Raw genomic sequence first — 18690 nt, forward strand, 5'->3', positions numbered from 1 at the left:
CTGTACGGCATCGTCCGCGACATCCAACGCGCACTTGCCATCTGGATCGGCACCTGCCCGACCTGCCACCACACCTTTCCGACCTAACAAAGTCCTACTAGGGCCTGTCTCCCAATCCCCGTGTCGGCGCGACAGGGGATCAGGAGATACGCCTTAGACGACCGTTATCGGGATGTCGCCACCGCGGCGGGCGAAGACGGACCCGAAGCGGGCGTCGAGACGTAGCCAGGTGCGCGTCGCGCGGACCCGGACGAGCTCGGCGGGGTCCACGACCGCGCCCTCGACGTCGCCTCCCGGTACGAAACCCATCGCCGCCAGCGCGAACACCGTCCGCATGGTGACTGCGACCTGTTCCCCGCCACCGTCGACGGCGAGCACCTCCTGATCGAGCAGGGAGGCCGGCGGCCCGTGACCGCCGTGCTCGGCGGCGACCTGGGTGCCCTGGCGGGCGAGGTCGATGAGCGCCGCGGCCGGGACGTCGTCGACGTGCGCCCAGCCCTGCTCCGGAGGCAGTGCGCCACGCCATACGGAGTCCATCGCGAAACCGGGGTCGATGTCGGCGCTGTCGGACCCGATGGCGTGCAGGAGTGCGTCTGCGGCGGCGGTCAGATCCGACGGGCGGACGTGCCCGGTGACGACCCGCGCGGCGAGTGCGTCGAATCCCGTCGGGGCCCACACGACCAGGTGGTCGTCGTCGCGGCGCCGCAGCCGCACCACGGCGGCCTCGTCGAGGCGGACCACCCGGCCGAGGAAGGCGGCGAGGTTCGCCCGCTCCCCCGGGCCGGTGAGGGCGACGGCGCGGTCAGACACGGTGCCAGCGCGACAGGTACTCGCGTTCGGGCGACGTGAGCCTGCGCAGGCGCTGCGTGTCGATGTCGAACGCGGCGATCTGGGTGGACGCGACGATCGACGGTGCGGACTGCGGGTCGGCGCCGCCCGCGCGGACCTCGTAGCCGATGGTGAAGTCGACGGCCCGGATCTGCTCGATCCACATCAACACGTCGAGGGGTCCGTCGTCGTGGCGCAGCTGGCCGCGGTAGCGGACGTGCAGGTCTGCGATGACCGCGCCGTCCCGCAGGGTGACCGTCGGCAGGCCGTCCTCGAACAGCCACGGAATCCGGGCCTCCTCGAGGAGCGTCACCATCCGGGCGTGGTTGATGTGCTGGAAGACGTCCATGTCGGACCAGCGGACCCCGACCTTGGTGTGGAAACCCACCTGCGTGCCCTGCTGGGCCGCCTCTGCAAGAACCCCGCTCACCGTGCTCCTTCTGCTCGGGTGCCCGCTCCGCGCACCATGCTCCGTACCTGACGCGCCGCCACGGACAGCGTCGCGAGGTCAAGGGTTCCAGACTCCCCGATCTCGGCGAGCGCCGCCCGCGCCCTCGCGAGCCGAGACGCGTTGGTGGACTCCCAGTCCTCGATCTTCTCGGCCGCGCTCTCGTGGGTTTCGCCCCCGCCGAGCACCTCCATCGTCAGCGCCCGCAGCGAACCGTACAGGTCCTCACGCAATGCCAGGCGAGCCAGCGAATGCCATCGGTCGCCGCGTTCGAGTCCCGATACCGCCGTGAGGAACTCGTCGATGCCGAGGTGTGCGTCGAGGGCGTAGTAGAGCGGTCCCACCTCGTCGTGTTCGCGTTCCGTGATGTCGGCGATGTCGATGATGTCGAGGACCGGGAAGGAGTCGAGCAGTCCGTACACCCGCAGTGCCAGTTCCGGTGGACAGCCGCGGTCGACGACGGAAGCGGTGCGGTTTCCGAGTTCGGTCAGATGGTGGCCGCGCAGCCAGCCGCGGATCTGCGGTGTCAGTTCGCGGACCCGTTCGGCGTAGCGGTTGATCTCAGCGCCGACCGCGATCGGCTGCGGGCGATTCGCCAGCAGCCATCGCGACGCGCGATCCAGCATCCGCCGAGACTCGAGGACGAGGTCGTCCGCGACCGCCACAGGCACACCCGCGCCCGCGATGTCCGACCACAGCCCGCGCAGATCGAAGATCTCGGTGGCCGCGGTGAAGGCGCGGATCGCGTCGGTGCCGCTGGCGCCGGCGTCCTCGGCGAGTCGGTACGCGTAGGTGGCGCCGCCGAAGTCCACGGCCTCGTTGGCGAGCATCGTCGTCACGATCTGTCGGCGCAGCCGGTGGCCGCGGATCCCGGCCGCGTACCGCTCGCGCAGCGGCCGCGGGAAGTAGTGCGGGAGCCGGGTGGCGAAGGTGTCGCTGTCCGGGAGCTCGCTCGCCAGCAGATCGTCCTTCAGCTGCAGCTTGACGTGGGCGAGCAGCGTCGCGAGTTCCGGTGACGTGAGCCCCCTTCCGAACTCGCCGCGGCGTTCGATCTCCTCCTCCGTCGGCAGCGCCTCCAGTTCCCTGTCCAGTCCGCGCGTGCGTTCCAGCTCGGCGAGCAGGCGCGTGTGCACCCCGGCCATCCCGGGGGCCTCGGCTCGGGCGGTGCCGATCAGTGCGTTCTGATCGATGTTGTCCCGCAACACGAGTCGCGCGACCTCGTCGGTCATCGACGCGAGCAGGTCGTCCCGGTCCGACGACGCCAGTTCCCCGGTGCTCACTGCGGCGTCGAGCAGGATCTTGATGTTCACCTCGTGATCGGAGCAGTCCACGCCTGCCGAGTTGTCGAGGGCGTCGGTGTTGATGCGCCCGCCGCTCAGGTCGTACTCGACGCGGCCGCGCGCGGTGAACCCCAGGTTGCCGCCCTCCCCGACGACGCGGGCCCGCAGTTCGCGGCCGTCGACCCGGACACCGTCGTTCGTCTTGTCCCCCGCGTCGGCGTGCGACTCGTCGGCGGACTTGACGTAGGTGCCGATGCCGCCGTTCCAGAGCAGGTCGACGGGTGCGCGCAGGATCGCGCGGATCAGTTCGGGCGGCGCGAGTTCGGTGACCTCGTCGGGCAGACCGAGCACGGCGCGCGACTCCGCGGACAGCGGGACGGACTTGCGGGAGCGGTCCCAGACACCGCCACCCGGTCCGATCAGTGCCGGGTCGTAGTCCGCCCACGAGGACCGCGGCAGCCGGAACATCCGCTCGCGCTCGGTGAACGACCGGGCCGGATCGGGATTCGGGTCGAGGAATATGTGCCGGTGGTCGAACGCCGCGACGAGGCGCAGGTGCCTGCTCAACAGCATCCCGTTGCCGAACACGTCGCCGCTCATGTCACCGATGCCGACGGCCGTGAAGTCTTCCGACTGCACGTCGATCCCGAGTTCGCGGAAGTGCCGCTTCACCGATTCCCACGCTCCGCGCGCGGTGATGCCCATCTCCTTGTGGTCGTAGCCGACGGAGCCACCCGAGGCGAAGGCGTCACCGAGCCAGAAGTCGTACTCGGCGGCCACCTCGTTGGCGAGGTCGGAGAACGTGGCGGTGCCCTTGTCGGCGGCGACCACCAGGTAGGTGTCGTCGGCGTCACGGCGGATCACCCGGTCCGGCGGCAGCACCCGACCCGACTGCGGGTCCACGTTGTCGGTGACGTCGAGCAGTCCGGACACGAACAGCCGGTAGCAGGCCCGTCCCTCGGCCTGCATCGCCTGCCGGTCAGCGCCGGCGTCGCCGGTCGCGACGGGTGGGCGTTTGACGACGAATCCCCCCTTGGCGCCGACCGGCACGATCACGGCGTTCTTCACGGCCTGGGCCTTGACGAGGCCGAGGATCTCGGTGCGGAAGTCCTCGAGTCGGTCCGACCAGCGCAGGCCACCGCGGGCGACTGGACCGAACCGCAGGTGCACACCCTCCACGCGCGGAGAGTGCACGAAAACCTCGAAACGCGGTCGGGGCCTGGGCAGTTCGGGAATCTCCCCCGGGTCGAACTTGAACGCCATCACGTCGCGGTACGCACCGTCGGGTCCGCGCACGAAGGCGTTGGTGCGCAGGGTGGCGAGAATCAGCGACAGCAGCGCTCGCAGGATCCGGTCGGCGTCCAGTCCGACGACACGGTCGATGCGCGACCGGACCTCGTCGGCGATCTGCTCGGCGCGGGCGTCGTCCGCGACGTCGGGGTCGAACATCGACCGGAACAGGTCGACGAGGAGTGCGGTGGTGTCGGCGTGGGCGAGCAGCACGGACTCGACGTGCTGCTGACTGTACGGAAAACCTGCCTGGCGAAGATATTTCGCGTACGCACGCAAACCGGCGGCCTGCGTCCAGTCGAGCCCGGCACGCAGCACGAGTTCGTTGAAGCGGTCCGCCTCGGCGCGACCGCGCCACACCGCACCGAACGCGGACGTGAACCGACGGCGCAGGGCAGCACCCGGCCCGGACTCGAAGATCCGGCCGACCGATTCCCGTTCGAGTTCCCGTTCGATCTCGTCTTCGACGAGCTCCGGCGCCGCCTTCAGGCCGAAATCGTAGATCCAGCACGGTGTTCCGTCCGGACGCACGACGTTGTACGGGCGCTCGTCCACCACCTCGACCCCGAGCGACTGCAGCACCGGCAGCACCTGACTGAGCGACACCCCGTCTCCGCTGATGTACAGCGAGAACCGCCAGCGCCCCGCGGGCGCCGAGATCCGCCGGTACAGCTCCACGTCGATCTCGCCGGGCTCCAGTTCCTCGAGCCGGGCGATGTCGGCGATGGCCCGGAACGCGTCGAAGTCCTCTTTGTAGCTCTCGGGGAACGCTGCCGAATAGCGGGTCGCCAGGGACGAACTCACGACCGGGATGCGTGCGGTCTCCTCGATCAGGTCGTCGTCCCAGGCCCGCGTCGCCGCGGCGAGGAGCGACTCGATCCGCTCGCAGTTGGCGGCCGAGGTGTCGACGGCCTGCGCATCCTCCCCTTCGGGCGCTCGAATCGTGAAGTGCACCATCGCCAGGTCGGACTCCGTGACCCGCGCACTGTAGTCGAGCGTGCCACCCCCGAGCTCCCGCAGCAGGATCGACTGCATCGCCAACCGCGACCGCGTGTTGTACCGGTCCCGGGGCAAGTACACCAGGGCGGAGACGAACCGTCCGTCGTGGTCGTCGCGCAGGAACAGCCGCGCCTGCCGCCGCACCCCGATCGCCAGCACCGCCGTCACGGTCCGGAACAGCGTGTCGGTGTGCAGGCAGAACAGTTCCGTGCGCGGCATCGACTGGATGACCTCGAGCATCGCCTGCCCGGAGAACGAGTGCAGGTCGACTCCGGCCCGGGCGATCACGGCTCGCGCCCGGGTCGCGACGACGGGGATGTCCAGAATGTTCTCGTGCACGGCGGTCACGGTCAGCACCCCGAGGAAACGGTGCTCGCCGACGATCCGGCCGTCCGCGTCCAGTGCCGCGACTCGCACGAACGACGGGTACACCGATCGGTGCACCGTCGCGGGCCGCGGACCCTGGGAGAACATCACGAGCGCCATGTCCGCGTCGAATCTCGGTGCGGGCAGATCGATCCGGTGATCGGTGCGGGTGGTGGGCCCGAGCACCCCGAGGCCGCTGTCGTCGACGACGTGGGCCGTCGACGTGCCTTGCGCGGCAGGGTCGCCGAACTCGTAGCGGCGGTACCCGAGCAGCGCGAAATGCCCGGACGCCAGCCAGCGCAGCAGCGCCGCACAGTCCCGGACCGCGTGGTCGGCGTACCCCGTGGCGCCCGCGTCGGCCAGCGACTCGAGCCATTCGGCGAGGTCGCGCTGGACCCGCCGCATCTCCTCGGTGTCGGAGATGACCTGGCGCACGTCGATCAGCACGTTCCGCACCGATTCCGCGATCGAGTCGAACAGCGCCGGATCGGTCGCCGGATGCAACTGCAGGTGCATCCACGACTCGGCACGAGCCTCGGACTCGTGCTGGCCGCCCTCCACGACGATGTCGGAGAGGGAACCGTCGGACTCCCGGCGTACCCGGAGCACCGGATGCACGATCTCGACGACGGTCACCCCGAGCCGGGCGAGCATGGCCGTCACCGACTCGACGAGCATCGGCATGTCGTCGGTGACGACCTGGACGGCCGGCGCGTCGGGCGTCGGCACGCACACCCGGGCGATGGGCTCGCGATGCGGCCGGTGGGTCCCGAACTCGACGTGCTCGCGGAAGGCGGTCATCGCCTGATCTGTGACGGCACCCCCGGTCCATGCGAACTCGGTGCCGCGGAAGTACGCCTCCACCACTTCCGACAGGTGGGCGGACAGGTCGGCGGGCAGACCGCCCGTCCACCCGGGACCGAAACGGTCAGCGGACACGGTCATCTTCGCGGTCACCCCTCGTCGCCGGGACTGGTGTGCACCGTCGAGCCTAGTCGGCCCGCCGCCGACCGTGGGTCAGCGACGGGCCACCAGGAGAACCTCAGGGTGTCGCGGTCAGTGCGCGACCTCGACCGCCGAGTACTGCAGCAGCAGTTCCCGCGCGCGATCGGACAGCGGGACGGAACGCTCGGTCGCCGGGTCGAACCCGACCATCACGCCCTCGATCTCGACGCACAGGTTGCCGTGCCGGTCCCGCAGGGACTGCCGGAGCGAGAACGACGAGTTCCCGACGTGCAGGATCTCCAGCTCGGCGGTGACCGGACCGGTCTGGTCGGTGACCGGGCGGATGTAGTCGAACGACATCTTCCGGACCACCATCGCGGCGGGCTGCGCGCCCGCCGCGACGATGCAGTCGCGGAAGAACCGAACGCGGCCCTCCTGGGCGTACTCCGCGTAGAGCACGTTGTTGACGTGCTCGTTGCGGTCGGAGTCGCCCCAGCGAACCTGGATCTCGCAGCTGTACGGCGCCGACATCAGTCGCGCGTCAGCTTCCGGTGGGTGACGCGGTGCGGGCGGGCGGCCTCGGCACCGAGACGCTCGATCTTGTTGGCCTCGTACGCCTCGAAGTTGCCCTCGAACCAGAACCACTTGCCCTCTTCGACGTTGCCCTCCCACGCGAGGATGTGGGTGCAGGTCCGGTCGAGGAACCAGCGGTCGTGGGAGATGACCACGGCGCAGCCGGGGAACTGCTGCAGCGCGTTCTCCAGCGAGCTGAGGGTCTCGACGTCGAGGTCGTTGGTCGGCTCGTCGAGGAGGATCAGGTTGCCGCCCTCCTTGAGGGTCAGCGCCAGGTTGAGGCGGTTGCGCTCACCACCGGAGAGCACCTCCGAACGCTTCTGCTGGTCGGGGCCCTTGAACCCGAACGCGCTGACGTACGCGCGCGAGGGCATCTCGTTCTGACCGACCTCGATGAAGTCGAGTCCGTCGGAGACGACCTCCCACACCGTCTTCTTCGGGTCGATGTTGGCGCGCGACTGGTCGACGTAGCTGAGCTTGACCGTCTCGCCGACCTTCACGGTGCCGGAGTCCGGGTTCTCGAGGCCGACGATCGTCTTGAACAGCGTGGTCTTGCCGACGCCGTTGGGGCCGATGACGCCGACGATGCCGTTGCGGGGCAGCGTGAACGAGAGATCCTTGATGAGGACACGGTTCTCGAAACCCTTGTCGAGGTGGTCGACCTCGACCACGACGTTGCCGAGGCGCGGCGGCGTCGGGATCTGGATCTCCTCGAAGTCGAGCTTGCGGTGCTTCTCGGCTTCGGCCGCCATCTCCTCGTAGCGGTCGAGGCGGGCCTTGTTCTTGGTCTGGCGGGCCTTTGCGCCGGAGCGGACCCAGGCGAGCTCCTCCTTGAGTCGCTTCTGCAGCTTCTGGTCCTTCTTGCCCTGCACCTCGAGTCGCTCGGCCTTCTTCTCCAGGTAGGTGGAGTAGTTGCCCTCGTAGGGGTGCAGCTTGCCGCGGTCGACCTCGCAGATCCACTGCGCAACGTGGTCGAGGAAGTACCGGTCGTGGGTGACGGCGAGGACGGCGCCGGGGTAGCTCGCGAGGAACTGCTCGAGCCACAGGACCGACTCGGCGTCGAGGTGGTTGGTGGGCTCGTCGAGGAGCAGCAGGTCGGGCTTGCTCAGCAGCAGCTTGCACAGCGCGACGCGGCGGCGCTCGCCACCGGACAGGTGGGTGACGGGCTCGTCGGCGGGCGGGCAACGCAGGGCGTCCATGGCCTGCTCGAGCTGGGAGTCGATGTCCCAGGCGTCGGCATGGTCGAGATACTCCTGGAGGACGCCCATCTCCTCCATCAGTTCGTCGGAGTAGTCGGTGGCCATCAGTTCGGCGATCTCGTTGAACCGATCGAGTTTGACCTTGACCTCGCCGAGGCCCTCCTCCACGTTGCCGCGGACCGTCTTCTCCTCGTTGAGGGGCGGCTCCTGCATCAGGATGCCGACGGTGGCCTCGGGGTCGAGGAACGCCTCACCGTTGGACGGCTGATCCAGGCCGGCCATGATCTTGAGGATGGAGGACTTGCCGGCGCCGTTCGGGCCGACGACACCGATCTTGGCTCCCGGGTAGAAGCTCATCGTGACGTCATCGAGGATGACCTTGTCGCCGTGCGCCTTGCGCACCTTCTTCATCGTGTAAATGAACTCCGCCATGCGCACCAGCGTATCGGCAGGACAGACACCGCCCCAATCCACGCCCGCGCCGCCTGCCCCGGTCAGGCGGCGCGGGCGTGGGTCACAAGTGGGCGCGGACGAAGGCGAGGACGTCCGGCGTCGCCTGAGTGAACGACACCCGGTGCTCGCCCGGGTACGCCCTGGCCGTCACGTCCTGGCCGCCCACGAGCAGATCCGCGGCCAGCTTGGCACCGAGAGGGAACGGAACGGTCTGGTCGGGCAGTCCGTGCCCGAGGAACAACGGCCGGTCGTAACCGCTGGTCGGGACCGCGAGGTAGTCGTTCAGCGCGTCGTGGATCCGAGGTTCCGCGAGCGGCCGCGACAGCATCTCGCCGACGCCGACGCCCACCTCGGAGGCCCTGCTCACCAGCGGCAGGTAGCAGGTCGTCTCCGATTCGCGAACCAGTTCGGCGCCTGCCGGCGTCAGGTAGTCGTCGATCGGCAGGTCGGGCCGGGCGATCCGGAGCCCGTCGATGATGAAGGCGGCGAACGCGGTGAGACCGTTCAGGCCGACGTTGGGGAATCCGGGCCCACCGATCAGCAGCGCAAGTTCGAGGTTGGCGGGCGTACCCGTGGCCGAGGCACCGCGGAAGTCGAGTTCCGGGGCGTATCGGGTGGCAGCGTGCGCCGCGAACATCGTGGCGTGCCCGCCCTGGGAGTGCCCGACCGCCATCCACCGGCGCGACAGGTCCGGATCGACGGAGGTCGCGGCGCGGACCATGTCGATCACCGCGGCGCCCTCGCTGCGTCCGTGCAGGTAGGCGTGCACGCCGTCGGTTCCGAGCCCCACGTAGTCGGTGGCGACGACCGCGTATCCGGCGTTCAGCAGGGTGGTCAGGAACGTCTGGGTCAGCGGGGTGTCGCCGACGAACGAGGGTGCGCAGTCGTCGCCGACGCCTGCGGTGCCGTGCGCGAAGGAGACGATCGGCCAGCCACCCGCGGGAGCCTGCCCCGGCGGCACGTACACCGACCCGGTGCTCAGGGCGGGCTCACCGGTCGCACCCTCGGTCCAGTAGGTGAGCTGACGCTGGCCGCTCGCAGCGGCGAGACGGGCCGGGGCGGGCAGGTCGACGTCGCGGACGACGGTGCCGGGTGCCTGCGGTGCGGCGACTGCCGTCGAGGCGGAGACGAGTCCCGCGCTCACGGTGGTCGCGACTGCCGCGGCGAGGCCCGCGACACGGAGGAACCCCCTGGTTCGTTTCATCCGTCCTGAGTACCCGATCGTGGCACCCGGTCGGGTCGAATCGCCGAATCAGGTGCCCCCGATCACGTTGTCTGCGCAGGTCAGTTCACGAGACGGTCCACCACGGCAGCGGAATCGTCGAACGACGCGGCGAGCACCCCGATGTGATCGGCCGACGGATACAGGCGCAGGTCGAACCGTGAGTCGGCCGCCACGAGTTGCTGCGTGAACAACAGCGTCAGCGGCATCGGCACGACCAGATCGACGGCTCCCTGCCCGATGAACACCGGTCGGTCGTAGCCGACGGTGGGAACGCCGATGTAGTCGGCCAGCGCGGGCCGCAGGTCGTCGATCGGACGCGAGAACAACTCCCCGACCTGCATCTTCCCGATCTGTCGGCCGACATCCGTGGTGCACACCTGCGTCGCGAGGGCCGCCAGTTCGCGGCCCCGCGGTGACAGGCGGGAAGGGACGTCGAGGTCGGGGCGGGCACCGGCCAGACCCACCATCGTGAAGAGGGTGAACTTGGTGAGTCCCGCGACCCCGAAGTTCGAGACTCCGGGTCCGGCGAACGGGAACACCTGCTCCAGGTTCGTCGGTGGCGCGAGCGCGACTGCGCCGCGGTAGTCGAGCTCCGGCCCGTAGGCGGTCGCGAGATGGGCCGTGTGCAATGCGGCGTGCCCGCCCTGGGACAGTCCGGCCACCACCCAGCGCGGCGACAGTTCGGGCACCGTGGCCCGCCCGGCGCGGACCATGTCGACGACGTCGTGGCCGGCCGCCACGCCGTCCAGGTACGCCAGTTCTCCGGGGGTGCCGAGACCCGCGTAGTCGGTGGCGACAACCGCGTAGCCGCGCCGCAGCCACCGGTCCATGTAGGCGCCCTCGTCGCCGAGCCCGCCGGTGACGGACGGCTCGCACCCGTCGGCGAGACCGATGGTGCCGTGCGCGTAGGAGACGACGGGCCAGCCGCGGTCGGGCGCGGGCCCGGGTGGGACGTACACGGCGCCGGAGCTCAGGCGCCCCGCACCGTGATGGTCGGTGGTGCGGTAGACGACGCGGTACCCCTCGGCGGCTCCGGGCAGCATCGCCACGGAGTTCAGTGGGCCGGCCTCGACCACCGAGCCCGGCGGGCCCGCCACGGGATCTGCATGAGCCGGCAGACCGGCCACCGCGACCGCCACCGAGACGAGCACCACCGGCAGTACCGCTGTCCACCTCATCGACGCCTCCCGGGTCGGGACCGGACGTGATCGCGCGCCCATCCACGGTATGCCCAAGACCGTGCGGGACACTGTGTTTCGGGCTCGCCGTCGCGGACTTTCGGAGGTGTGACCGCGACGTTATCCGACTGCGACGGCATCGAGTTCGGAAGTGCGATAACCGGTCTCGCACCCCTGGCGTGATCCCGACTCGACACCTTCCCGATATCGACACGAAAACTTCAGTGCACGTATCCGTTTCGCCGGTAGGTCGGCGACAGGTATCGACGGGTGACGTCGACGGCGACGACTCACGGACGGCCGACGAGGCCGTGGATGGGATGCGCATCCGTCCCCACGACCGGCGAATCCCGCCGGGGCCGAACAGCCCGTCAGTCGGCCCGGGCCGCAGGAACGGCGATCATGCCTGCCAAGGCACTCGCATACGAGGCGAGGCGGTTACGCGTGAAGGAGTCGGGGTCGCCGACAGCGAGCCGTCCCAGCATCTCCGCGAAGGACAGCATCGTGTGGGCGAGAAGTTCCTCGTCCAGTCCGGCGAGGGCGGGTTCGAGTGCGATGCCCGCGCGCGCGAGCTCCACTGCCCGCCGGAGAATGGCGGACCGCGCCGAGCGCAGGTGGTCGCGGTACTCCCCCGGCGCCGTGTCGGGTGCGGTGAGGATGAGGCGCCACCGCGTCGGATCACCGAGGACGGCATCGACGAACGCGGTCACGGTGGCCGCATACGCGGCAGCCGGGCCCGAGACGGTGAGGTCGGTCGGCATGGCCGCGATCACCTGTGCGACGGCGCGCTGGTGCTCGCGTTCGAGCAGCGCGGCGACGAGGTCCGCGCGAGTGCGGAACACCGTGTACAGCACGGGCTTTCCCACTCCGGCCTCGTGGGCCACGGATTCCATGCTCAGGTCGTGGAGGCCGTGCCGACGAGTGACTTCGAACGCGGCGTCGAGCAGTTGCTCGCGCCGTTGTTCGGGCGGCAGTCGCGGCGCGTACTTGCGCCGCGGCCGGTCCGGCTCTACCCGTGTCACGTGGCCCTCACCTCCTTCGCGTCACCCTAGTGTCCGACCTTCGGAAGCAATCCTACGCAACCGTTGTATTCGCCCCGGCAACATTGCTACGGTCGCGTTGTATTCATCCACGAGGAGGCAGCCGTGACCGAAACCCGCATGATGTCGACCCGGAGATGGCCGTTCGATCCGGCACTTACCCGGCGCGACCACGGCTTCTTCGGGCCGGACTCGCCGAGCTGGAAGGTGTGGACGCATCCGACGGCGCTCATCGGCTTCCAGCGCGCCGTCACCCTCGAGCACTTCGACCCGATGCTCACCGCTGCGGTCGCGGACGCCGACGGGATCTACACCGATCCGCGCGGACGCCTCGACGGCACCCTCTCGTACTTCCTCGTCGTCGCCGTCGGCGACAGTCGTACCGCCGTCGAGACATCGGAACTGCTGATGCGGGTGCACGCCCGGGCCACCGGGATCGAGCCGATCTCCGGGAAGCGGTACGGCGCCAACAATCCGGACAGTCAGCTGTGGATCCACGTGACCGGCTGGCATTCGGTGCTCAAGGCGTACGAGATGTTCGGGCCGGGTCCGTTGTCACCCGCGGACGAGGACCGGTACTGGGCAGAGTGCGTCGTCGCGGCCGAACTCCAGACGTGCTCGCCCGCCGACGTCCCCGCGTCCCGGCAGGCGGTGCGGGAGTACTTCGAGCGCGTCCGGCCGCGGCTGTGCACCTCGGAACGTGCGCAGCGCGGCATGCACTACCTGCTCCGCACCGAGGGCGGCCGAGGACGCTGGCCCCTGTGGGCGACGAGCCGGATGCTGGCCCCGGCCACGATCGCGACACTGCCGAAGTGGATGCGCGTGCTCGGCGACTTCGACCAGCCGGCAGCGCTCGACCGAGCAGTCGTGCCCGCCGCCCGCGCCGTGGTACGCGCCACCCGGTCCCCCGCCGCGATGCAGGCGGTACTCGGTCCGACCCTCCCGGTGACCCGGTCCGTCCTGCGCTGGCACTTCGCAAACCCCGTCGCGGAAATCCCCGAAACCGTCACCCCCGCCGAGGCCAGGGAGCGGCTGCGCAGCGCCTAGTTCCAGCCTTCCTTGTCGCGGCGAGCGAGTTCGGCGAACATCGCGTTGTGCGCGGCGAGCTCGGCGTCGTCGTCGCGGTCGGCGGCACGGTCGATACGCTTGGCGGTCTTCTCGTCGGACCGCGACCACTGCACCAGCAGCGCCAGCATCACCAGGACGAGGGGGATCTCGCCGGTCGCCCAGGCGATGCCGCCGCCGACCTTCTGGTCGTTGAACAGGTCGTCGTTCCAGCCGAGGCCCAGCGATCGGTAGTACCAGCCACCGATGACCTCCATGGTGCTCATGAGGGCGATACCGAAGAACGCGTGGAACGGCAGCGATCCGAACACCATCGCCAGCTTCGTCACCGGCTGGATCTGGCGCGGCGCCGGATCGATACCGATGACCACCCAGTAGAAGAGGTAGCCGCTGAGGATGAAGTGCAGGTTCATCAGCAGGTGCGCGCCGTGGGAGTCGAGCGTCGCGCCGAAAATGCCACCGAGGTACAGCGCGTAGAAGCCGCCGACGAACAGGAACGACGCCACCAGCGGATGCGTGACGAAGCGCGAGTACTTGCTGTGCAGCGCCGCGAGCAGCCACTCACGTGCCCCCGGCGGGGCGTCCGGGCCGGCGGGCTTGAGGGCGCGCAGCGCCAGCGTCATGGGGCCACCGAGCACCAACAGGACCGGCGCGAGCATCGACAGCGCCATGTGCGCGCCCATGTGGACGCTGAACACTGCGGGTGCGTAGCGCCCGAGTCCGGACGAGGTTCCGATCAGCAGCGTCGCGCACCCGAGCAGCCACGCGACGGTCCGACCGACGGGCCAGCTGTCACCGCGACGCTTGAGGCGGCGAACCCCGACGACGTACCAAACGGCCGCGATGATCGCGGCGGTGCCGAAGATCAGGTCGAAACGCCAGTCGAACATCAGTCGCGCCACGGTCGGCGGACCGTCGAGGTTGTAGCCGAGCTGAACCTCCGCGGGCGTCGGACGGATGTCCTCCGGCGGCGGCGGGGTGCGACCCAGGCCCACCGCGAGTCCGATGGTCGCCGCGAACACGAGCGCCTCGGCGCCGGCGAAGCGGATCAACGCGCCGCGGGACGTCGGGTCGGCCTGCAGCGCGGGCAGCGCCTGCCTGCGCTGCAGGTACCCGAACACACCGAGGATCACCAGCGCGACGGTCTTCGCGACCAGCAGCCATCCGTAGGTGCTGGAGAACAGCTCACGCAGCGGCAGCCGGACGAGTCCGTTGATCACACCGGAGATCGCCATGACGACGAAGGCGACCGTCGCGACCGTCGAGAACCGGCGCGCCGCGAGGTCCGTGTACTCGCCGCCGCGACGCGCGTGGGCGAGCAGGGCGAACAGTCCACCCGCCCACAGCGACGCCGCGACCAGGTGCCAGATCAGGCTGTTCGTCGCCATGTCGTGGGAGCCGCCGGCCGAGGAGTGGCCCGTCAGTGCAAGAGGAATCAGCGTCGCGATGCCGAGCCCGAGCACCACGGGCGTCCAGTTCCACCGCAGCAGCATCCGCGAGCAGATCGCGAGGATCACAGCCAGGATCGCGGTGTTCCGCCACGCCTCCGCCAGCTCGATCTGCGGAATGGCCCGCCACAGGTTCTCCGGCTTCAGGGACTCGCCGAGCGTCTGGCCGGACGTGTCGGAGACCGTCAGCGGGACGAGCACGATCGCGCACGCCGCCCACACGATCGCCGCGTTCGACGCGGTCCGCACCGCGCGATAGCCACCGACGTCGAGGACACCGCTCTTCTGCGGCGGCACGAGGAAGGACGCCAGCAGCAGGGATCCGACAGCGATGACGGCCGCGACCTCACCGATCGCCTTGACCGCTGGCAGCCCGTAGGTGGTGAGCGGACCGGGATCGGGGATGCCGAGCCGCACCAGCGCCTCGGACGCCGACAGGCCCACCACCATCGCCGCAACCAGTCCGGCGATCAGCCCGAGAACGACGAAGACGGGAACCACGCTGTCACGTGCCGTGCGGGTCGTCGGCGTGTCGGCGTGGGCGAGCTCGGGTGATGCCATGCCTACCAGGGTAGGAGGCGCGCGCGTGTGAGCCACGTCCAGGTACGACGCCCCGTAGCAGCGCGGCCTGACGTGACCGCGAAACCGGAGCCGGTAGACTCCTGACCCGATCCCGACAGGGGTCACGCCTCCGTAGCTCAGTTGGATAGAGCAAGAGCCTTCTAATCTCTAGGTCGCAGGTTCGATTCCTGCCGGGGGCACCGTGGTGGCCGTTTCGCGCCCGATCCGCGGCCGAATGTGTGCCGAATCGCCCGACCCACCCGAATGTGGTGTGAAACACTATCTGTCCGGGCGCCGATACACGGGGTTGAGGTGAGTCCCGATGACCGAACTCCACATCGACCGCTGCGGTCGGCACATTCTCGAGAATTCTCCGACCGCGCCCTGCCGGTCGCCTCCCCCGTGACGATCGTCCCCAGACCAGGTGGCGAGGACGGGACGCGCTGCGAACGCAGTCCGGCGCGTCCGGTCCGTCGCCCCACGCTCCACCTGTCCCGACAGTGAAGGTGTACGACCATGGACGTCTTGTTGGATCTCGTAGAAGTACTCGGAGAACTCCTGAAAGTCATGGAGGGCATGCAGGGCGGAGGCGGAGGCGGAACCGGCAGCCTCGGCAGCCTCGGCGGCGGTTCCTGACCAACTGCCGACGCCGTGAGCCCCGGTCGCGATCCGACCGGGGCTCACGGCGTGTCTGGGTCGAACGGCGCAGGTCGACCGCCCGGCGACGATTCGCCTGCAGGGCCGCATTGTGCGGAGTAAAGTCAACCCCTGTCTTCGCCCGACCCGCACAGGGTCACATTCAGTCCCAGCGCGTTTCGCGGTTCGTGGACAGCCGCGCGACGCGGATCACCGTGTAAGCGAGAACGATCTCGAGAACCGATCGATCACCGTGGGAGTCGCCATGAAGATGGCCAAGGCCGTGATCCTGCCCGTACTCGTCACCGCTGCGATCGCGTCCGGCGCGGGCCCCGCCGCAGCTCAGTTACCGGCGCCTCCGCCATTGCCCGCGCTGCCGACCATCCCGCCACCACCCCCTGTCGCCGCCATGTTCGCCGAGCAGACCTGGCCCGGCAACGAGACCAAGCAGGACGCGTTCAACAACATGGCGAACGAGGTGAACACGGGCTGGGCCACCAACGGACTGCAGAGCACGCTCATCGGCGCGAACATCGGTTTCGGCATCGGCTGCCTGTCGATCTTCCCGAACTTCATCGCCGGCTGCATCATCGGCACCGCGGTCGGGGTCGTGGCGGGCGCCGCGACGGGCATCGGTTCGAACCCGAACGTGGTGCCGTCGATCGAGAAGTTCGTCGCCACACCCTGACCCCATCCGACGGGCTGTTCGTCCGTTCACCACATTCACCTACCGGGTCCCGTGAAGCCGCCGGATCACATCGGACCACTTGGGAATCGCCATGAAGATGGCCAAGACTCTTGTCATGCCCGCGCTCGTCGTCGCGACGATCGTCGTCGGCACCGGAACGGCTTCCGCGCAACTGCCCGCGCCACCGCCACTCCCCGAACTGCCCGCCCTGCCACCCCTGCCGTCGATTCAACTCCCGGAACTGCCGCCACTGCCGCAGCCGGCTCCGGTACAGCTACCGGCGGTCGAACTTCCGTCCGTGCAGCTACCCGCCGTGACCGTTCCCGAGCCGATCCCGCTGCCGACGGTGACCCTGCCCGACCCGAGTCCGGTGGATCTTCCTGCGCTTCCCCCGCCGCCGCAGGTCCCCACTCTCGACGAAGTCGCCCGAATGCTGGGACTGCCGCCACCACCGACGGACCCACCCGCAGTGCTCTTCGCCAATCAGGTCTGGCCGAACAACGAGTCCAAACGGGAGGCCTTCGTCGACCTCTCCAACGAGGTCGTCGTCGGGTGGAACAACGGCGGCCAGCAGCGGATGATGCTCGGATCGTTCGTCGGGCTCGCGATCGGCTGCGTGTCGATCTTCCCGAACTTCCTGGCGGGCTGCATGCTCGGCAACCTCATCGGTGCGGGCGTCGGGGCCGTCACCGGCATCGACGAGGGCAACCCGAAGGCGCGACCCTCGTTGGAGAAGTTCATGGCCACACCCTGGTGACAGCGACTGCCGCCAACCCGTCAGGCGGCACCGCCGCCGCGGCGTACCACCGTCAACTTCGACACCCGCGACGAGATGCGGCGATCCTCGCCGTCCCGGAGCAGCGCGATGCCGGATCGGATCTCCTCGACCACCCAGGTACCCGCCGTGTCCGAGATGTGGACCAGGTCGCCCGCGCGTACCGCCTCACTCATCAGGATCTCCACTTCTGCGTCGTCACGCGCCGTCGGTGGGCGGCCGCGTGCACACAATTATCACGCGCAGATACCCAGCCGCCCGGGGTCGGGCCCGGTTCACACCGTCTCGGCCAGATGTGACCGATCCGTCGCGCCGAGGGTGACCGCCGCGACGACGATCCCGACGGCGACACCGACGACGGTGACGAGGACGCGACCGATCCCGATCTCGGGTCCGACCGCCGTACCGAGACCGACGATCAGCAAGGCCATCGGGGTGACGAACACGGTGCACAGCCCGTAGTTCCGGGCCGCCGCCACCTCGGTGCACGTCTGCAGCACCACGATGAGGAGCGCCGTCTGCCAGTAGCCGAGCGTCAGTGCGATCAGGCCGGCCGCAACGGCGGCGCCCGCAACGTTGCCGAGGAGTCGCTGGATCCCGCGTTCGACGGTGCCCGCGTACGTGATGCCCTGCATGGCGGCCATCGCACCCATCGACGCCCACATCGGGTGGTCGAGACCGACACCTGCGGCGAGCCAGCCCGCGAGCGCAGCGGCGAGCACGACCCGGCCCGCGTAGGCGCGCACGTCACCGGCGCCGAGCCGGCCCAGGCCCGGAGCGAGGAACGGGACCGGCTGCGGCAGGTCGCCCAGGACGGCACCCTGGGCGAGAAGGGCGCTGTGCCGCTTCGTCTTCCGAAGTTCACGCTCGTGGCGGACGACCGCGTGCAGCCGGGCGTCGTCGCCGTCGGTCAGCCAGTGATCGAGTGCGGCGTCCGCCTCGGCGAGCACGGCGGCGAGGTCGTGGTCACGGGCGGACGCGCCTGCCGTGAGCGCGAGCGTCTGCCGCGCGGTGACGACGGCGGATCGAGCCGCAGCGACGTCGCCCCCGTCGGGCACCCGGGCCAGCGCGCCCAGGGCCCGGGCGGTGGCGAGTCGCGCCGGCCCCCAGGGCAGGAACACGAAGGGCAGCACCGCGACACCGAGTCCGACGGCCGCGCCGAGTGCCGCCGACGCCACCGCGACACCGAGATGAGCGGCGCTGCCGGCGTATCCGACCGCCGCACTGGCCGCGAACACCAGGATCACGGGTCCGGGGCCACCGATGCGAAATGCGTACAGCAGCGCAGCGGCAGCTCCGGCGTGGACGGCCACCACCCCGATCTGCGCCTCGACCGGCATACCGCTGACCGCGACGAGCCCGCCGACGAGGACCGAGGCGACGACGGCGCCGCCGACGAGGCCGACCTTCTGTGCGGTCCGGCGCAGCGGTTCGTGGCGCGAGAACGCGGCGCTCAGCGCACCGAGCAGCGCGAACCCGGCGATCGCGCCGTGCCCGGTGACGCCGAAGACGACGAGGACCACCGCTGCCGCGAGACCGACGCGCAGCGAGACCGCGAGAGTGGCGTCGGCGGAACGGACGCGCAGCGACCGCCGCCACACCGCGCCGGACATCGGGTGCGCGAGTGCGCCCCGGGTACGACGGAGCCGACTCGGGGCGGCGGCGAGGGTCGGCATGGCACCGACTCTAGCAA

At 69.7% G+C, this 18690-nt stretch carries 14 protein-coding genes and 1 tRNA gene; 4 read left to right on the top strand and 11 right to left on the bottom strand.

Translation table 11 applies throughout. From position 1 onward, the window contains the following. Nucleotides 1-153: 153 nt before the first annotated feature. The 8 genes from ACFSJG_RS24970 to ACFSJG_RS25005 all read right to left on the bottom strand — a co-directional run bounded on the left by ACFSJG_RS24970 (nt 154) and on the right by ACFSJG_RS25005 (nt 11806). Nucleotides 154-810 carry a DUF8185 domain-containing protein gene (locus tag ACFSJG_RS24970; RefSeq protein ID WP_378487946.1) on the bottom strand — a complete coding sequence of 219 codons (657 nt, stop codon included), beginning with the start codon at nt 808-810 and terminating at the stop codon, nt 154-156. Beyond that, nucleotides 803-1258: an acyl-CoA thioesterase gene (locus ACFSJG_RS24975; RefSeq protein WP_378487947.1), complete on the bottom strand. Its 456-nt coding sequence runs from the start codon at nt 1256-1258 to the stop codon at nt 803-805. The genes ACFSJG_RS24970 and ACFSJG_RS24975 overlap by 8 nt, the downstream gene beginning before the upstream one ends. Next, nucleotides 1255-6156: an NAD-glutamate dehydrogenase gene (locus ACFSJG_RS24980; protein ID WP_378487948.1), complete on the bottom strand. Its 4902-nt coding sequence runs from the start codon at nt 6154-6156 to the stop codon at nt 1255-1257. The genes ACFSJG_RS24975 and ACFSJG_RS24980 overlap by 4 nt, the downstream gene beginning before the upstream one ends. Nucleotides 6157-6267: 111 nt before the next feature. Further along, entirely contained in the window at nt 6268-6687 is a 420-nt protein-coding gene (locus ACFSJG_RS24985; protein WP_378487949.1) for an acyl-CoA thioesterase, read from the bottom strand. Beyond that, complete coding sequence (gene ettA / locus ACFSJG_RS24990) at nt 6687-8360, bottom strand: energy-dependent translational throttle protein EttA (protein ID WP_378487950.1); 1674 nt, start codon at nt 8358-8360, stop codon at nt 6687-6689. Before ettA ends, ACFSJG_RS24985 begins: the two co-directional genes overlap by 1 nt. Nucleotides 8361-8442: 82 nt before the next feature. After that, nucleotides 8443-9585 carry a lipase family protein gene (locus tag ACFSJG_RS24995; RefSeq protein WP_378487951.1) on the bottom strand — a complete coding sequence of 381 codons (1143 nt, stop codon included), beginning with the start codon at nt 9583-9585 and terminating at the stop codon, nt 8443-8445. A gap of 80 nt (nt 9586-9665) precedes the next feature. Further along, nucleotides 9666-10784, bottom strand: a complete 1119-nt coding sequence (locus ACFSJG_RS25000; protein WP_378487952.1) for a lipase family protein — start codon at nt 10782-10784, stop codon at nt 9666-9668. Nucleotides 10785-11155: 371 nt separating this feature from the next. Then, nucleotides 11156-11806: a TetR/AcrR family transcriptional regulator gene (locus ACFSJG_RS25005; RefSeq protein WP_378487953.1), complete on the bottom strand. Its 651-nt coding sequence runs from the start codon at nt 11804-11806 to the stop codon at nt 11156-11158. 141 nt (nt 11807-11947) lie between these two features. On the opposite strand from ACFSJG_RS25005, the gene ACFSJG_RS25010 reads away from it, so the two are divergent. Beyond that, nucleotides 11948-12871 (top strand): oxygenase MpaB family protein, encoded by a 924-nt coding sequence (locus ACFSJG_RS25010; RefSeq protein ID WP_378488021.1) that lies wholly within the window; start codon nt 11948-11950, stop codon nt 12869-12871. Here the strand turns inward: ACFSJG_RS25010 and ACFSJG_RS25015 are convergent. Beyond that, nucleotides 12868-14898, bottom strand: coding sequence for a bifunctional copper resistance protein CopD/cytochrome c oxidase assembly protein (locus tag ACFSJG_RS25015; protein WP_378487954.1), 2031 nt, complete (start codon nt 14896-14898; stop codon nt 12868-12870). The genes ACFSJG_RS25010 and ACFSJG_RS25015 overlap by 4 nt on opposite strands. 126 nt (nt 14899-15024) lie before the next feature. Between ACFSJG_RS25015 and ACFSJG_RS25020 the strand changes: the two genes are divergently transcribed. The 3 genes from ACFSJG_RS25020 to ACFSJG_RS25030 all read left to right on the top strand — a co-directional run bounded on the left by ACFSJG_RS25020 (nt 15025) and on the right by ACFSJG_RS25030 (nt 16979). Then, nucleotides 15025-15098: transfer RNA gene (locus tag ACFSJG_RS25020), tRNA-Arg, on the top strand. Nucleotides 15099-15799: 701 nt separating this feature from the next. Continuing rightward, nucleotides 15800-16222, top strand: a complete 423-nt coding sequence (locus tag ACFSJG_RS25025) for a hypothetical protein (protein ID WP_378487955.1) — start codon at nt 15800-15802, stop codon at nt 16220-16222. 97 nt (nt 16223-16319) lie between these two features. Next, nucleotides 16320-16979: a hypothetical protein gene (locus ACFSJG_RS25030; protein ID WP_378487956.1), complete on the top strand. Its 660-nt coding sequence runs from the start codon at nt 16320-16322 to the stop codon at nt 16977-16979. A gap of 20 nt (nt 16980-16999) precedes the next feature. On the opposite strand, the gene ACFSJG_RS25035 is transcribed toward ACFSJG_RS25030, so the two are convergent. Together ACFSJG_RS25035 and ACFSJG_RS25040 are read right to left on the bottom strand one after the other, a co-directional pair. After that, nucleotides 17000-17173 carry a hypothetical protein gene (locus tag ACFSJG_RS25035; protein ID WP_378487957.1) on the bottom strand — a complete coding sequence of 58 codons (174 nt, stop codon included), beginning with the start codon at nt 17171-17173 and terminating at the stop codon, nt 17000-17002. A 99-nt stretch (nt 17174-17272) separates the two neighbouring features. After that, nucleotides 17273-18673, bottom strand: coding sequence for an FUSC family protein (locus ACFSJG_RS25040; RefSeq protein ID WP_378487958.1), 1401 nt, complete (start codon nt 18671-18673; stop codon nt 17273-17275). Between the last annotated feature and the right edge of the window lie 17 nt (nt 18674-18690).

This window comes from Rhodococcus gannanensis, from assembly GCF_042681175.1.
In the GTDB taxonomy this organism is placed as follows: domain Bacteria; phylum Actinomycetota; class Actinomycetes; order Mycobacteriales; family Mycobacteriaceae; genus Rhodococcus_G; species Rhodococcus_G gannanensis.

Coding starts and splice junctions, on each gene's coding strand:
- ACFSJG_RS24980 (WP_378487948.1), bottom strand. CDS start 6,156: ATGACCGTGTCCGCTGACCGTTTCGGTCCCGGGTGGACGGGCGGTCTG.
- ACFSJG_RS24985 (WP_378487949.1), bottom strand. CDS start 6,687: ATGTCGGCGCCGTACAGCTGCGAGATCCAGGTTCGCTGGGGCGACTCC.
- ettA (WP_378487950.1), bottom strand. CDS start 8,360: ATGGCGGAGTTCATTTACACGATGAAGAAGGTGCGCAAGGCGCACGGC.
- ACFSJG_RS24995 (WP_378487951.1), bottom strand. CDS start 9,585: ATGAAACGAACCAGGGGGTTCCTCCGTGTCGCGGGCCTCGCCGCGGCA.
- ACFSJG_RS25000 (WP_378487952.1), bottom strand. CDS start 10,784: ATGAGGTGGACAGCGGTACTGCCGGTGGTGCTCGTCTCGGTGGCGGTC.
- ACFSJG_RS25010 (WP_378488021.1), top strand. CDS start 11,948: ATGTCGACCCGGAGATGGCCGTTCGATCCGGCACTTACCCGGCGCGAC.
- ACFSJG_RS25015 (WP_378487954.1), bottom strand. CDS start 14,898: ATGGCATCACCCGAGCTCGCCCACGCCGACACGCCGACGACCCGCACG.
- ACFSJG_RS25025 (WP_378487955.1), top strand. CDS start 15,800: ATGAAGATGGCCAAGGCCGTGATCCTGCCCGTACTCGTCACCGCTGCG.
- ACFSJG_RS25030 (WP_378487956.1), top strand. CDS start 16,320: ATGGCCAAGACTCTTGTCATGCCCGCGCTCGTCGTCGCGACGATCGTC.
- ACFSJG_RS25035 (WP_378487957.1), bottom strand. CDS start 17,173: ATGAGTGAGGCGGTACGCGCGGGCGACCTGGTCCACATCTCGGACACG.
- ACFSJG_RS25040 (WP_378487958.1), bottom strand. CDS start 18,673: ATGCCGACCCTCGCCGCCGCCCCGAGTCGGCTCCGTCGTACCCGGGGC.